The following is a 15,035-nucleotide window of genomic DNA, read 5'->3' as shown; positions in this document are numbered from 1 at the left end:
ACCTGTGCTGAGCAGTGGCCCGGCTAATCGAACCCGAAAGGAAAAAGACATGACAGAAGAATCGCATACCAAAGCCAAGGATCTGAATCTGCAAGAGGAGGCCTCGCTGACCTCGGGATCCGACTCCTGGCACCTGCAGGGCCTGCCCGACAAGGGCTATGAAGGCTATATGATCACCGACGGCCCCTACGGACTGCGCAAGGCCACTGGCTCCGATGTCTATGGCTCGGTCCCGGCTACCTGCTTCCCCCCGACCGCCGGACTGGCCTCTTCATGGAACCCAGATCTGACCTACCAGGTGGGCCAGGCCATGGGCGAGGAGTGCATCCAGGAGAAGGTGGCCGTCATTCTGGGCCCCGGCATCAACATCAAGCGCAGCCCGCTGGGCGGCCGCAACTTCGAGTTTTACTCGGAGGATCCTGTGCTGGCCGGTCATGAAGCTGCAGGTCTGGTCGAAGGGGTCCAGTCCAAGGGGGTGGGCACCTCTCTGAAGCACTTTGCAGCCAACAATCAGGAGACCGACCGGCTCAGGGTCAGCTCTGACGTGGACGCGCGCACCCTGCGTGAGATCTACCTGCCGGCCTTCGAATATGTGGTCAGGAATGCCAAGCCCTGGACCATCATGTGCGCCTACAACAAGATCAACGGGGTCTTCAGCTCGGAAAACCGCTGGCTGCTGACGGACGTTCTGCGCGGGGAGTGGGGCTACCAGGGCATGGTCATGTCCGACTGGGGTGCCGTCCACAACAGGGTCAACGCCCTGCAGGCCGGACTCAACCTGGAGATGCCGCCCTCCCGCACTGACGACCAGGTGGTCCAGGCCGTACAGGCTGGCAAGCTGGACAAGGAACAGCTGGACCGGATGGCCCAGGGGATCCTGGACCTGATCGACAAGGCCCGTCCGGCCATGTCCCAGCAGGGTTATCGCTACGATGTCCAGGAACACAACAACATGGCCCGTCGAGCGGCCCAGGAGTCCATCGTCCTCTTGCGCAACGAGGACAGGATTCTGCCCCTTGATCCCAAGCAGAAAGTTGCGGTCATCGGCGAGTTCGCCCGGACCCCGCGCTACCAGGGTGGAGGTTCCTCGCACATCACGCCTACTGAGGTCTCCTCGGCCCTGGACGGCTTCAAAGAAGCTGGCATGAATGTGGACTTCGCGCCCGGGTTCACGCTGGACGAGAAGGAACAGGATCCCGCCCTGACCCGGCAGGCGCTTGAAGTTGCGCGCGGAGCCGACACCGTGGTGCTCTTCCTGGGATTGCCTGAAGATGCCGAGTCCGAGGGCTTCGACCGCACCAGCATGGATCTTCCCGACAAGCAGGTGGCTCTACTCAAGGCCGTGTCCGAGGTCAACGACCGGGTGGTCGCCGTCCTCTCCAATGGAGCCGTGGTGACTGTTACCGACTGGATGGACAAGACCAAGGGCTTGCTGGAGACCTGGCTTTTGGGCCAGGAGGGTGGACGCGCCGTGGTGGATGTGCTGACCGGTGCCGCCAACCCTTCGGGCCATCTGCCTGAAACCATCCCGGTTCGGCTGGAGGACAACCCCACTATCACCTCCTTCCCCGGCGAGGAGGGTCACTCCCGCTACGGCGAGGGCGTCTACGTGGGATACCGCTACTACGACACCTTCCAGCGTCCGGTGGCCTTCCCCTTCGGATTCGGCCTGTCCTATGCCGACTTCGACTTGGATCAGGTCGTGGTGACCAAGACCGGAGCCAACTCGGCTCGGGTGGAGGTGACCGTGACCAACACCTCGCAGGTGGATGGCGCTCAGACCGTGCAGGTCTATGTGGCCCCCTGCGCCAGCCAGGTGAATCGGCCCAGCCATGAGCTCAAGGCCTTCACCAAGGTCTTCCTGAAGGCGGGACAGTCCAGCCGGGTGAGCATGGACCTGACCGAGCGCGACTTCGCTTACTGGTCGACGGCCATGGATGCCTGGCATGTAGAGGCGGGCACCTACCGCATCCAGGTGGGTACTTCCAGCCGCGATCTGGTTGCAGAAGAGAACCTGCAGGTGGATGGCGACGGCCGGTTCATTCCACTGAATGCCGAATCGACCATGGCCGAGTGGCGCGAGAATTCGATTGGCGGACCTATCCTGCGCGATCGTATCGATCAGGATGGCATACCGCTGCCCGACGATCCCAACACAGCTCAGCTTTTCGACACCATGCCACTGGCCTCGGTCATCACCTTATCGGGTGGCGATGGCAATGGCATCGTGGCTGACATGGTCGACCGGTATCACCAGGCCCTCAAGCAACAGGGTCTGGACTCCTGACATCACTGTCGGCTGGGCTCAGGGTGCTATAAACCAGACGGCTACGTTCATGGCCTGACTGAGGTCGAAGTGCTCCAGCAGGACCATGGCGTTGATGAATGTCAGGACCAGTCCAGCCAGACAGGCCAGTGTTAGCAGGCTCATGACGGCCGCTCCCGCTGTGGAGCGGCCGTCTTCATATGTTGAGGATGCGGTGGCCATGACCACAACAGCTGCCAGGCAGATCAGCCAGGCGAAATCGATGGTGTAGCGCACCGAGAATCCACCCAGATATGAGTCTGCAACCATGACCAGGACTGCCAGGGCCAGGGCCATGATCGAGGCGGGCATCCATCCCCGACGATGCAGTTCTTTTCGCACCCGAGGCAGAGCAAGAAGAGCAAGGGCCAGTACAAGTACCGGGGTGGTGACCAGAAGCCCGCCCAGGCCGGGTTCGGTGAAGTGCCAGACCCGCATGGGAGCGGGGGAGAATTGCAGGTAGGGGAAGACCGGCAGGGTCGTCAACGGCTGCAGCAGGTAGTAGCCAAAGATCTGCAGCAGGCCGCGGGTGCCGGGATGATAGTTGGTCAGGTCCAGGACGGTCATCTGATACCGGTTGCCGAAGTCCAGCAGGGATCCGAAGCGCCAGCGGTTGTACAAGAGCAGGGGGGCGGCGACCAGGAGGACCGGCAAGAGGCCGCAGACCAGCAAGGACAGCGCCCGCCTCCGAGACAGGTTGGCAGGCTGGTTCCCGCGCGTGAACAGGGCGTTGATGACTGCCCTTATCTCCTTGGCAAACAGGGGCAGCGCCAGCAGTCCGGCAGCCAGGAAGGTTGGTCGGCAGCCCAGGGTGGCAGCCACTGACAGCGATCCCAGGAAGAGCCGTGATCCGGACAGATGCCAGGGTCGGTCCCCATCCTCCACGGTCCACATCCGTGTTGATCCACGACCCGAATGCTCACCGGCGTCCACAGATTGTCGCTGGATCCGTCTGGCCCCCATCCAGAGCCAGAGTCCTGTCATGACCGCCAGCAGGGAGGCATCGAAGGGAATCGTATAGAAGTTGCGGCGGCACCAGAGGTAGAACATGCCGGATCCTCCCAGCATGGTCATGAGGGCCATGCCGACCACGGCCAGGTTGACCCGGGGAAACCAGCGGGCCAGCAGGCGGATGGTGGCCAGGGCGGTCATGATGGTTGCCGCCGCGACCAGCAGGGCCGCAGCCGAGCTGGTGGGCAGGGCATAGCCGCCCGGATGCACCAGGCTGGTTATCACACGGTAGGGCAGGAAGAGCAGCAGCACTGGCAGGACACCGAAGTAGGAGTACCAATGGCCGTTCCGGTATACGTAGTCCCAATATATGGGTTGCTGGTCCTGGGCCAGCAGCGCGTTTCGAGTGGCTATATCGAAGGGGTTGGCTGCCTTGGCCAGACCCGGCGCTTGGCCAAGATTCAGCCAGGGTCGTCCATGCAGCAGGGCCTGGGCCACGTGATCGTACTGGTTGAAGTCGTAGACGTATGCATTCGGCTGGTGGTAGGCCATGGGAGTGAAGGTGGACAGATCGTGCTGGATGTTCCAGCAGGACCAGGCTGCCAACGGAGCAAGAATCAGGGCCAGGACCAAACGCTGACCTACTGAGCCTGTATTCAACCGGGTCCGCCAGAGGACCGAGCCGGGCAGGTAGCCCAGGATCAGCGCTGCCAGACAGACCAGCATCAGTATCCGTGCCGGGTTGAGGTCCAGGGGGACCACCTTTGCCGGAGTCATTCCGGTCAGCTGCAGCCGGGCTCCGATGGGCTCCTGTATCCACAGTCGCATGGCCTGGATCCGGGCTCCGCTGGGTTTGCCTCTGATGCGCAGGTAGTGGCTGCGGGACTGACCGGGGCAGATCAGTCCTCGGGTGCCCTGGGTCCAGCCCTTGTCGCCGGCCAAGCGCAGATCCAGACGTACATGGATCTGCGACAGGAATGAACCCTCGATGTCCTCTGCAAAGTGGGCCTGGACGAAGGATGCCTGTCCATCTGCGACGGGGACATCCACCCAGGCACCAGCCGGATCGGTGATCTTTAATCCTCCGCCATGCAGCGGGGACAGCCCTGGGCCCAGCCTTTCCGGTCGGGGTTGGATACTGCCCGCAGTCCCTGCCGAAGAGCCCGAGGCGGAACCCGCCAGCGACTGCCAATGAGCCAGGTTGAATACCCCCAGTTCGAGGATAAGCACAACAATGAGTGCTACCAGCAGTCGAATGGTCGTGCCCCTGGCCGGGGTGGGGCGTCGCAGGGCTGGCAGAGTCATCACGGTTTTATTCTAACGGCGACATGTCGGGTTGGATTGGGACAATCGAAAGTATGTCCAAGAACGCGAAGAAGTCCCGGGGGTTCGGGAATCTGTACGGTCTGGGCCGTTCCATTCTTTCCGCACTGGAAGGACTGGTAGGCTCCTCTCGGCCGACCACAGGGGGTCGTGGGGATCGTCCCCTGGATTCTTCGGTGGCCGACATGGTCGATCTGATCAACCGCACGGGGCGCCATCCTGATGATCGGCAGATGCGCGAATTTCTGGCCTCTCACAGCCGTATTCTGGGTGTCGCCGTCAAGCGCCGGCTTTTTCCCCGCCTGCAGGGCGTGCCCGAGGGGCTGACGCTGGGCTGGGTTCAGTGGCCTGATGCGCCCGGCCGTGGCTTCGCGTTGGGAATCTTTACCGATCGTCGTCACTTTGCTCAGATCGCTCTGGCCGACGACCATGGCAGGGTCTTCATCGGCGAGCAGAGCCGGATGGACCTGCAGAACATGGAGCCTGCCTTCTTGCTGGGCCGGGAGGAGGAGGTGACCCTGGCCGACGGTCGTCGGCTGGGCCGCGATCCGGGTCAGGATTCGGGACCGGTCCGTGCCTTGCAGGGTGCTGTGGCTGGCCGTGACGATGCCGGCCATATGCGTTGGTTGGCCTCCTGGCTGCGAGCCGATGGCCGCTATTCCCTGGAGCAGTTGCGTCCACTCCTGCCTCCGGAGATGCGCCTGGACCTGGAGTACCGGGATGCCGTGGCCATCGCCTTTTTCGCCGCCTACCTGCTGCCGCGCATCCAGGGAACCTTCACCGGGTTCGGCTCGGGCAACATCTTCTACCGGCTGAACCGGGAGGCGCCAATGGGTGCCATCCGACGCAGTGTGGGCGACATGATCCAGGCGCGCTCCCACGGACAACGGGTCTCCGGCTTGGAGGATCTGTTCGCCGACCTGATGCGCGAGGCCGGGGCCTTATCGCCCGTCTCCGGTCTTGAAGCTGTTCACGGGGCCGAGCCCCTGCATCTGTATGCATCCTCGTATTCCGGCGCCTACTTCCTGAGCTGGGACAACGGACTGGAGTTCACCGCCGCCCTTGCGGCCCTGCGCATCGAGGGCAATCTCAATAGGTTCGCCGCAGTCAGCGCCTGGCTGGAGCGCAATGCCCGCCTGGGGACGCTGCCCACCGAGGACTCAATCAATCGCGTCCAGGCAACCCGGCTGGACCAGGCTCTGTTGGACGATCCTGCCATTGTCGCCCTGATGCGCCCGGGGGACTATCCGATTCGCTTCGATCCCCTGGAGGACGACGGGCGGACTGCCATCAACGCCATGGTTGACAAGGCTGCGGCTACCGCCGTCATGGTCCGTCAACAGGCTCCCCAGGCTCTGCCGGTGCGAGCGGACGGCCAGGGGCAGGAGCCCGTGCGTTCCGAGTGGGTCTACCGGCAGACGCTGTCCATGCTCATGCGATCCCTTCGGCTGCCCTTCCGCTTCGATGTGGAGTTCAGATCCGACCTCGCCCAGGGGAAGGTGGCCCTGGCCTTCACTGCGGCAGGACGCACCATGATGCCCTCCAGCCGCTATGAGGATCAGTCACGGGCCTGGCGGGACCTGGACGACGGCGAGCGTTCCGCCATGAGCGCTGACTACAACCTGCGCGTCGGACTGATGATGGCTGCCCTGGCATTCGGGGTGGATCCATCCGTGCGCGAGGTCAGCCTGCAGATCGACTCCATCGGTCTGGAGGAGGCTGTCGACCAGCAGAACTCGGCCATCAGGACCATGATGGGACAGGCCCTGGAGGCCTTTGAGCGCATGCGTTCCGGCGAGGTGGCCCCCACTGGGTCCAAGGCTGATCCCAAGGATGGCGACGTGCATGGCGATCCCACCAAGCCCATCGCCTCCCGTATGGCTCCTGAGCAGCAAGAGGGCAATGAGGAGGACAAGGCCGAGGATCAGGGTGAAAGGGAATCCGTTGACCGAGAATTCAAGGATCTCATGCAGGGTGTGGACCTTGACACTGCAGCCTTTGCGACGCCATCGTCGGCCAATGGGTCCGATGCGGATGAGTCGACCACCGCTGATGCATCCAAGGAGGATGTCTCGGATGGTGATGTCTCGGCGGATCAGACTGGCGACGATGCATCCCGGAATCCGCTCAGCGCCTTGCAGAGCAATCCGACCATCCGCACCCTGGTCTCGGTGGTCTTCAGCAGGGAACTCTTCCTCTCCCGCATCCGTTCGCAGGGTCTGAAAGAACCACGTGGCATATACCGCTTCTTCGATGCGGCCATGCAGGTGGATTCCCAGGGTGGGCTCAAGCCCACTGAGGCCGTGTTCGACATGCGCGATGACCGCTTCAGTCCCCACGGCAGCCAGGAGGAGCCCGAGTTTTCCGAGGTGACCTTTGCCGACAAGTCTGCCAAGGCCCTGGGCGCACATAAGGCCGTGGACCTTTCCATCCAACGGGCCGACCTGCTTCAGAGGGCTGTAGGAGGTTTCCACCAACTGGCCTCGGACCGGACCATGACATCAGCAGCCAAAGCCCAGGAGGCTACAAGCATCATCGAAAGCATCGGCGACCCGGAGCTGGAACAGTTGGCCCCGCAGGTTGCCAGCGCCATGATTGACGGCAGCTCTGTTCCAGACTTTGACTTCTCCCTGTCCTCCCAACTGGACAAGGAGCGTGTCAGGGCCCGCGATCTGCTCTTTTCCGGCGGAGCGGCCCAGGGCATACAGGTGGAGCAAGACGCCATCGCCCATCTGGATGCCGTCTTTGCGGCCGAGGGCCAGGTGCCCCGCTACTTCAATTCATACGCCGAGCGTGTGGTCTATAACCGCCTCTTCGCCACACCGGGGGAGCGGACCCTGCTCATTCCTGACAACCTCTTCTACGCCCACCTGGAAATTGCCGACCTGCTGGCCCAGCTCAAGGAGGATCAGGCCGCCCTCAAGCATCTGAACGCCATGGTGGCCTATGCGCCCGCCTACCCGCTCTCCCACCTGAAGCTGGCGGTCATGCTGGCCAACCGGGAGGACTGGGATTCGGCCCGGGCTGCCACCCTGAACGCCCTGCGGGTGGCCCTGGACCGTGACGATGCCTCCTTCGCTTACTACCGTCTGGCCTATGCCTCATGGATGCGCGATGAGTTCGACGTGGCTGCAGCGGCTTATTTGATGAGCGAGCACATCAGTCCCGACCGGATACCGGCCCTTAAGAGTGAGCTGGCCGAGCTGCAGGCCAGGGCCCGCTCCCAGTGCGTGGTCCTGCCCGAAGACCACCGGCAGGCCCGTCGGGTGCTGGCCGAACATGGCCTGCCGGTCTGGCCTCACACCGAGGTGGCCTCCATAGTGCGCCAGGCCGCGCGCATCTGTGTGGACGGCGGGCTCTTTGTCCCCGCCCGAACACTGTCAATGGCGGCCGCCAGGATGAACGACGACGATAATGAAGGTGTTGATGTGGTACAGGCACAGTTCATGAGGTCGCTCAATGCATGACAAAACAGCTCAGGAAGATAATCGGCAAACCAGTGATGAGGGCAGGAATGCCGAATCCAGGCCCAGGCCGGGCACTGACCGATGGATAGCCTCCCTCCAGCCCGACGATGCTGATGCCATGCGACTGGGGGAGCTTGACCTTGACTCCTTGGGAGCCCAACAGGCCCAGCGCCTCTGGTCCAGGCTGGCCGCCTGGGTCGAGTCCGACCAGGTCGCCTACTATATAGACGATGCGCCGGTCTCCTCCGACGCGGCCTATGACGCCAGGATGCGTTGCCTGCAGGAGCTGGAGTCCCGCTTTCCCAGCCTGGATACCCCCCAGTCGCCGACGCACCGGGTCGGAGGGACCTTCTCCAACGACTTCGCCTCCGTTCGTCACCCCTCCCGGATGCTCAGCCTGGATGACGTTTTCAGTGTCGCCGAGCTGCGCCAATGGTATGACGGGCTTCGCAACGAGCTCGATTGGCCGCAGGACAAGGCCCTGCCCATGACCAGCGAGGTCAAGATCGACGGCCTGGCCCTCAACCTCCTCTACCGCAACGGGGTCCTGGAGCAGGGCCTGACCAGGGGGGACGGGGTGACCGGCGAGGACATCACCCTCAACGTCAGGACCATTCCAAGCATTCCCCAGAACCTGTCGGGCCCGGCCCGCGACATCCCCGAATTCGTGGAGGTCCGCGGCGAGGTCTTCATGCGGTTCGACGACTTCAACGCCTTGAACGGGCAGCAGGAGCAGGAGGGCAAGGCGCCCTTCGCCAACCCCCGCAACGCCGCCGCCGGATCCCTGAGGCAGAAGGATCCACGCATCACGGCCAGCCGTCGTCTGAGCTTCTACGCCCATGGCCTGGGCTCCCTGAGGTGGGGCCCGGCCCATCCCAAGGGGACCCATGACGAGGTCATCGACCAGTCCCAGGCCTACGACCTCTATAAGCAGTGGGGGATTCCGGTCTCACCCCACAACCGGGTCGTCACCTCCTTCGACCAGATTCTGGACATGATCGACTATTACGGCCAGCACCGCAATGACATCGAGCACGCCCTGGACGGCATCGTGGTCAAGCTTCAGGACCGGGATCTTCAGCGCAGGCTGGGTGCCACCTCCCGTGCCCCCCGCTGGGCCGTGGCCTACAAGTACCCTCCGGAGGAGGTCAATACCCGGCTTCTGGACATCACCGTCCAGGTGGGCCGGACCGGGCGGATCACCCCGGTGGCGGTTCTCACCCCGGTCACCGTGGCCGGGTCCACGGTCTCCAGGACCACCCTTCACAACGCCTCCGAGGTCAAGCGCAAGGGCATTCTGATCGGGGATACGGTGGTGGTCCGCAAGGCGGGGGATGTGATCCCCGAGCTGGTCGGACCGGTCGTCGAAGCCAGGAAGGGGCGCGAGAAGGACCTGAGACCCTTCGTCATGCCCGATACCTGCCCCAGCTGCGGCGCTCGGCTGGCTCCGGCCAAGGAGGGCGACGTGGACATCCGCTGCCCCAATGTGGAGTCCTGCCCGGCCCAGCTGACCGAGCGGATCATCCACATGGCCTCACGAAAGGCCCTGGACATTGAGCACCTGGGGGAGCAGAGCGCCATAGCCCTGACCAATCCGGATGAGAACCGGCCTGATTCCGTTGAAGTCTATGCCCCCGGCCTGCGTGAGGTCCTGGTTGACCAGGGCGGCCAGGCTGCTGCCTACCAGCCGGACCCGGATCTGAAGCTTCCCCCGCGTCAGGATCCGGTCCTGACCAGCGAGGCCGGCCTGTTCGACCTGAAGGTTGAGGACCTGCGTCAGGTCTATGTCTGGCGTGAGGTTCCCCTGATGGAACAGGTGGAGGTGGAAGGTCGGCATGGTCGCACCACGACCAAGCGTCGGACTGGCGGCAGCGGTCTCTGGTACCGGGTGCCCGCCTTCTATAACCAGGGCGAGCGGGCCATGAACAGCCATGAGACCCAGGCCCAGGAGGCCGCCCTGGGCAGCGCCGATGCCCAACCCTCCAGGAACACCCTGCAGATGCTCGAAGAGATCGACAAGGCCAGGCATGTCGACCTGTGGAGGGTCCTGGTGGCCCTGTCCATCCGGCACCTGGGACCGACCTCGGCCCGGGCCATAGCCACCCGCTTCCCGTCGCTCAAGGCCGTGGAGGAGGCCAGCGTGGCGGACCTGTCCGAGCTGGACGGGGTGGGCCCGGAAATCGCGCACTCCATTCATGACTGGTTCCAGGGTGCGCGACAGCCCGGCGACTGGCGCGGGCGCATCCTGGATGCCTGGCAGGCCGCCGGGGTGGGTGCTCACGTCGAACGCAGCACCAAGCCGCAGACGCTGAAGGGCATGACCGTTGTGGTCACCGGCAGTCTGGAGGACTTCTCCAGGGACTCCGCCAAGGAGGCCATCGTGGAGCGCGGCGGCAAGGCCTCAGGGTCCGTCAGCAAAAAGACCACCTATGTGGTGGTCGGCGCCAACCCGGGATCCAAGGCCGACAAGGCTGAGAGCCTGGGCCTGCCCATCCTGGACGAGGCGGGCTTCCACCGTCTGCTTGACACCGGCGACCCCAAACCGGCCCAAGGCTGATTGTGACATTCGCAATATCCGACCAGCCCCGCCCTGGCAGCCGATGGCTGGGCGCGATATGGTGACGGCATGGAACAAGTAGAGCATCGCAAGGAAGGGACCCGGGATCTGGAGGAGCTGCCTCGAAGAATCAAGGGGGAGGTCTATGAGCGGCTCAGTCGGGTCATCGATCCAGAACTGGGACGGTCCATCACCGATCTGGGCATGATCACCGACATCATTGTCGAGCCAGCCAGGGATGCCCAGGCCGACTATGAGGTGACCGTGCGGGTAGAGCTGACCATCAAGGGATGCCCGCTGTCGACCACCATCACCAACCAGATCAACGGGACCGTGACCTCCTATCCGCGAGCCCGGCTGCGCCCGCATATCGATGTCTCCTCCATGAGTCGGGAGAAGCTGGACAACCTGGTGGCCGACCTCAAGGCGGCCCGGCGCAGCAATCCCTTCTCCAAGCCTGGCGTGGGCACCCGCATCTTCGCCATCGCCTCGGGCAAGGGAGGCGTGGGCAAGTCCTCGGTGACCGTCAATCTGGCGGCCACGCTGGCAGCACTGGGTTATGACACGGCCGCCATCGACGCGGACATATACGGGTTCTCCCTGCCTGGGCTCTTCGGCGTGCACAGCAGGCCCACCAATCTGCACGGCATGCTGATGCCGGTCACTGCCTGGGGGGTCAAGCTGATCTCCATCGGCATGTTCGCCGGTTCGGATCGGGCCATCCTCTGGAGGGGTCCGCGCCTGCAGCGCTCGCTGGAGCAGTTCCTCTCCGATGTCTGGTGGGGCGACCCCGACGTGCTCCTGCTGGATCTGGCCCCAGGCACCGGAGACATGGCCCTGTCCGTGGCCCAGGCCCTGCCCAACAGCCGATTGATCGTGGTCACCACCCCCCAACCTTCGGCCTCGCAGGTTGCCGTGCGTTCAGGGCTGGTGGCCCTCCAGCTGCCCACCAAGGTCCAGGGTGTGATCGAAAACATGTCCTGGTACGAGCACAATGGTGAGCGGCTGCGCATCTTTGGTCAGGGAGGCGGCCAGCGTGTGGCCGACCAGCTGACCCGGGATCTGGGGTATCAGGTGCCTCTGCTGGAGCAGCTGCCCCTGCAGACCGACCTGCGCGAGTCGGGGGAGTCCGGACGTCCGGCTGTACTCAGACCAGACGGCTCCCTGGATGATTCGCCGCTGACCAGACGGTTTGTGGACCTGGCCAAGACCCTGATGGCGGGTTCTGAGCCTGGTGATGCCCGTCGGGCAGCCGGCGAGGACTGACTCTCAAGAGATAACATGGTCTGCTGCACTGGCCACTGCCGGTATGCCTTCTCGGCCGTGCTTCGAATCGACCACCCTTCAAAGTTTTCAATCCGTTTCCGCGCCTTGTCCGAGACTAGACGGCAACCGGGCTCTTCTGGCTGGTGATCTGCCGCGAGGGGATGGCCAGGAACCAGGGGACGGCCAGCACGACCAGGCCGATGGCGCACATGGCCAGGAAGGGGATGACCTCATGTCCGGCCAGGATGTAGGAGGCGAACATGGGTCCCACGATGTAGCCCAGGGAGGCGGCCGTGTTGAGCAGCCCGAACATGCGACCGCTGAACGAGGGTCCCGCCAGCTCGGCGGCCACCACCGGCTGGGAGATGCCCATCATGACCTCGCCCAGTCCGAAGATGGTGATGCCCAGGGAGGCCACGCTCAGGGCGCCGGGAGTGGAATCCAGGCGCAGGCCCAGGACGATGATCACCCAGGCCGCAGCCCAGAAGACCGGCACGGTGCGCAGCATTCGCACATGGTTGGCATCCTTGAGGCGGGGCAGCAGCACGATGTTCATGATGACCACTGAGAAGGTGTTGACCACGTCCACCACCGACAGGGACCAGCGGGGGATGTGCGGATCCGAAATCAATGTGGTGACCAGACCGGCGTCGAACTGGGAGTAGCCGAACAGGTCCATGAAGAAGGTGCCCAGGGTCAGCAGGGCCATGGATGCCAGCACCCTGGTCAGTGAGCTGGTCCGCCCTCCGAAGGTGCCGTTGATGGTTGTGTTTTTCTTGCTGTTCGGCTGGCTGGCCTGAAGAGAGTGGGACGCCCCGGCGGATTCCTTGATGGCCTCCCGCTCCGCCTTGGCCTTGAGCTCAGCCGTCAACCGACGCAGCCTCCAGTGGCGTTCGATGACCAGCAGGGACAGGCTGAGCAGAGCGAATCCCAGGGCCCTGCCGCCGAAGCCGATGCGATAGAGGAAGTCCTGACCGCCTGCGGCCAGCAGTCCGCCAACGGCCGCCCCAAGGCCGATGCCCAGGTTGAGCTCGGCCTGGTTGATTCCATAGACGATCCGGTGTTGCTCCCTGGTGGAGATCTGCGTCAGAATGCTGGCCCAGGAGGTCTGCATGCCCATCCCCAGGCCCGAGACGAAGGCTCCCGCCACTGCTGCCCGATAATCGTGGGCCACGGTGAAGATCAGGGGGCCGATGACCGAAAAGATCATGGCCGTATGCATGGCCAGCCAGGAGGAGCGGCGGTCCGAGACCCATCCGATGATGGGGTTGGAGATCAGGGACCCCACCGAGCTGATGGTCACCAGAAGGGCGGCTTCGCTCATGGTGGCGCCCAGGGAATGGGTGGCGAAGAGCAGCTCGATGGGCATGACCAGGCCGATGCCGAAGTTGCACATGAGGTCCACGATGAGCATGGCGCGCAGATATACGGGCAACTCCATGAACTCACGCAGCCAGCGCATCGATCTCCACCTCCATCGGATCCGTTTTCGTACCTCTCCTCATTCTGGCCTGACCGCCTGCCGGGATGCCGGGGCTGGCGTGTTGCCATCAATGGGCGGATGCCGACGGCCGTGACAATGTAAAAGGCCCGACCCTTCAGCAGGAAGGATCGGACCCTATGCGACCCGGCTGATCAGCCGGCCTCGGTCGCCATGCGAACTCAGATGTGGAAGTAGAGCTCGTACTCCAGGGGGGTGGGGGCCAGACGGGTCTGGTCCAGTTCACCGCGCTTCAAGTCCAGCCAGGTCTGGATCAGATCGTCGGTGAAGACGTCGCCCTCGCTGAGGAAGTCGTGGTCCTCCTCCAGGGCGTTCAGGGCCTCCTCCAGGGAGCCGGGCACCTGCTTGATCTGGGCGTGCTCCTCCGGAGGCAGCTCGTAGAGGTCCTTGTCGATGGGTGCCGGAGGCTCGGTGTGGTTGAGGATGCCGTCCAGTCCCGCCATCAGCTGGGCCGAGAAGGCCAGGAAGGGGTTGCAGGAGGGGTCAGGGGCACGGAACTCGATCCGCTTGGCAGCTGGTGAGGTGCCGGCCAGGGGGATGCGGATGGCCGCCGAACGGTTCCGGGCGGAGTAGACCAGGTTGACCGGGGCCTCATACCCGGGCACCAGCCGCTTGTAGGAGTTGGTGGAGGGGTTGGTGAAAGCCAGGACGGACGAGGCATGCTCGATCAGGCCGCCCACATACCAGCGGGCGATGTCGGAGAGCCCACCGTAGCCATTCTCGTCATAGAAGAGGGGCTTGCCATCCTTCCAGAGGGACTGGTGGCAGTGCATGCCGGTTCCGTTGTCCCCGGCGATGGGCTTGGGCATGAAAGTGGCCGCCTTGCCGGCCAGGGCAGCGGTCTCGTGGACCACGTACTTATACTTCATCAGGTCGTCGCCAGCGTGCAGCAGGGTGTTGAAGCGGTAGTTGATCTCCTGCTGGCCGGCGCCGCCCACCTCGTGATGGGAGCGCTCCAGAATCAGGCCCACCTTCTGCAGGTTGGCCACCATGTCGTCGCGCAGATCCTGATAGTGGTCAATTGGCGGTACTGGGAAGTAGCCCTTCTTGACCCGGTTCTTGAAACCTATGTTGTCGGAGCCGTCCTCCTCGACATCCACGCCCGAGTTCCAGGGGGCCTCGATGGAGTCGACCTCGTAGAAGGAGCGTTGCATGCTGTTCTCGAAGCGGACCTTGTCGAAGATGAAGAACTCAGCCTCAGGAGCGAAGGAAGCCGTGTCGGCGATGCCGGTGGAGCGCAGGTAGGCCTCGGCCTTGGAGGCGATCTGCCGGGGGTCGCGGGAGTAGGGCTCGTCGGTCACCGGGTCCACGATGGAGAAGGCCACATTCAAAGTGCGGTGGCGGCGGAAGGGATCCAGATAGGCTGTTTCAGGATCCGGAATCAGCTTCATGTCGGACTCGTTGATGGCTTGGAAGCCTTGGACGGAGGAGCCGTCGAAGGCCATGCCGTCCGTGAAAGCCTCTTTGAGGAATTCGCTGGCGGGGACGGTGAAGTGCTGCTGGACCCCGATCAGGTCCGTGAACCTGACTGAGACATATTCCACGCCCTCCTGGTTTATCAGAGCTTCGCAATCGGCCTTTGACTTAAGTTCGCTCACTGAACTGCTCCTTTCGTGGAAACCGTAACGGTCACCCAGTCTAGGGGACCGGTTTTTTCGGCAATTC

Annotated in this window: 7 protein-coding genes; 4 read left to right on the top strand and 3 right to left on the bottom strand. The window is 63.7% G+C overall.

Translation table 11 applies throughout. The annotated features are described in order from the left end of the window. Positions 1-49 precede the first annotated feature (49 nt). On the top strand, positions 50-2,287 hold the full coding sequence (locus tag H3S97_RS00470) for an exo-alpha-(1->6)-L-arabinopyranosidase (protein WP_198219283.1): 2,238 nt from the start codon (positions 50-52) through the stop codon (positions 2,285-2,287). Between the two features lie 18 nt (positions 2,288-2,305). Here the strand turns inward: H3S97_RS00470 and H3S97_RS00465 are convergent, their stop codons facing one another. Continuing rightward, positions 2,306-4,564, bottom strand: a complete 2,259-nt coding sequence (locus H3S97_RS00465) for a hypothetical protein (RefSeq protein ID WP_198219281.1) — start codon at positions 4,562-4,564, stop codon at positions 2,306-2,308. Between the two features lie 50 nt (positions 4,565-4,614). Between H3S97_RS00465 and H3S97_RS00460 the strand changes: the two genes are divergently transcribed. From H3S97_RS00460 to H3S97_RS00450, 3 genes are all read left to right on the top strand, one after another. Further along, on the top strand, positions 4,615-8,046 hold the full coding sequence (locus H3S97_RS00460) for a tetratricopeptide repeat protein (protein WP_232356196.1): 3,432 nt from the start codon (positions 4,615-4,617) through the stop codon (positions 8,044-8,046). Further along, on the top strand, positions 8,039-10,603 hold the full coding sequence (ligA, locus tag H3S97_RS00455) for an NAD-dependent DNA ligase LigA (protein ID WP_198219279.1): 2,565 nt from the start codon (positions 8,039-8,041) through the stop codon (positions 10,601-10,603). Before H3S97_RS00460 ends, ligA begins: the two co-directional genes overlap by 8 nt. A gap of 69 nt (positions 10,604-10,672) precedes the next feature. Beyond that, positions 10,673-11,869: an Mrp/NBP35 family ATP-binding protein gene (locus H3S97_RS00450; RefSeq protein WP_198180013.1), complete on the top strand. Its 1,197-nt coding sequence runs from the start codon at positions 10,673-10,675 to the stop codon at positions 11,867-11,869. Between the two features lie 115 nt (positions 11,870-11,984). Here the strand turns inward: H3S97_RS00450 and H3S97_RS00445 are convergent, their stop codons facing one another. Continuing rightward, a complete protein-coding gene (locus H3S97_RS00445) occupies positions 11,985-13,331 on the bottom strand; it encodes an MFS transporter (RefSeq protein WP_198219277.1) in 1,347 nt (448 codons plus the stop codon). A gap of 200 nt (positions 13,332-13,531) precedes the next feature. Beyond that, positions 13,532-14,968 (bottom strand): type I glutamate--ammonia ligase, encoded by a 1,437-nt coding sequence (gene glnA, locus H3S97_RS00440; protein ID WP_029678414.1) that lies wholly within the window; start codon positions 14,966-14,968, stop codon positions 13,532-13,534. Between the last annotated feature and the right edge of the window lie 67 nt (positions 14,969-15,035).

This window comes from Bifidobacterium choladohabitans (assembly GCF_016102005.1).
GTDB classification, from domain to species: Bacteria; Actinomycetota; Actinomycetes; order Actinomycetales; family Bifidobacteriaceae; genus Bombiscardovia; species Bombiscardovia choladohabitans.
This window is presented reverse-complemented; position numbering and strand designations above follow the sequence as displayed.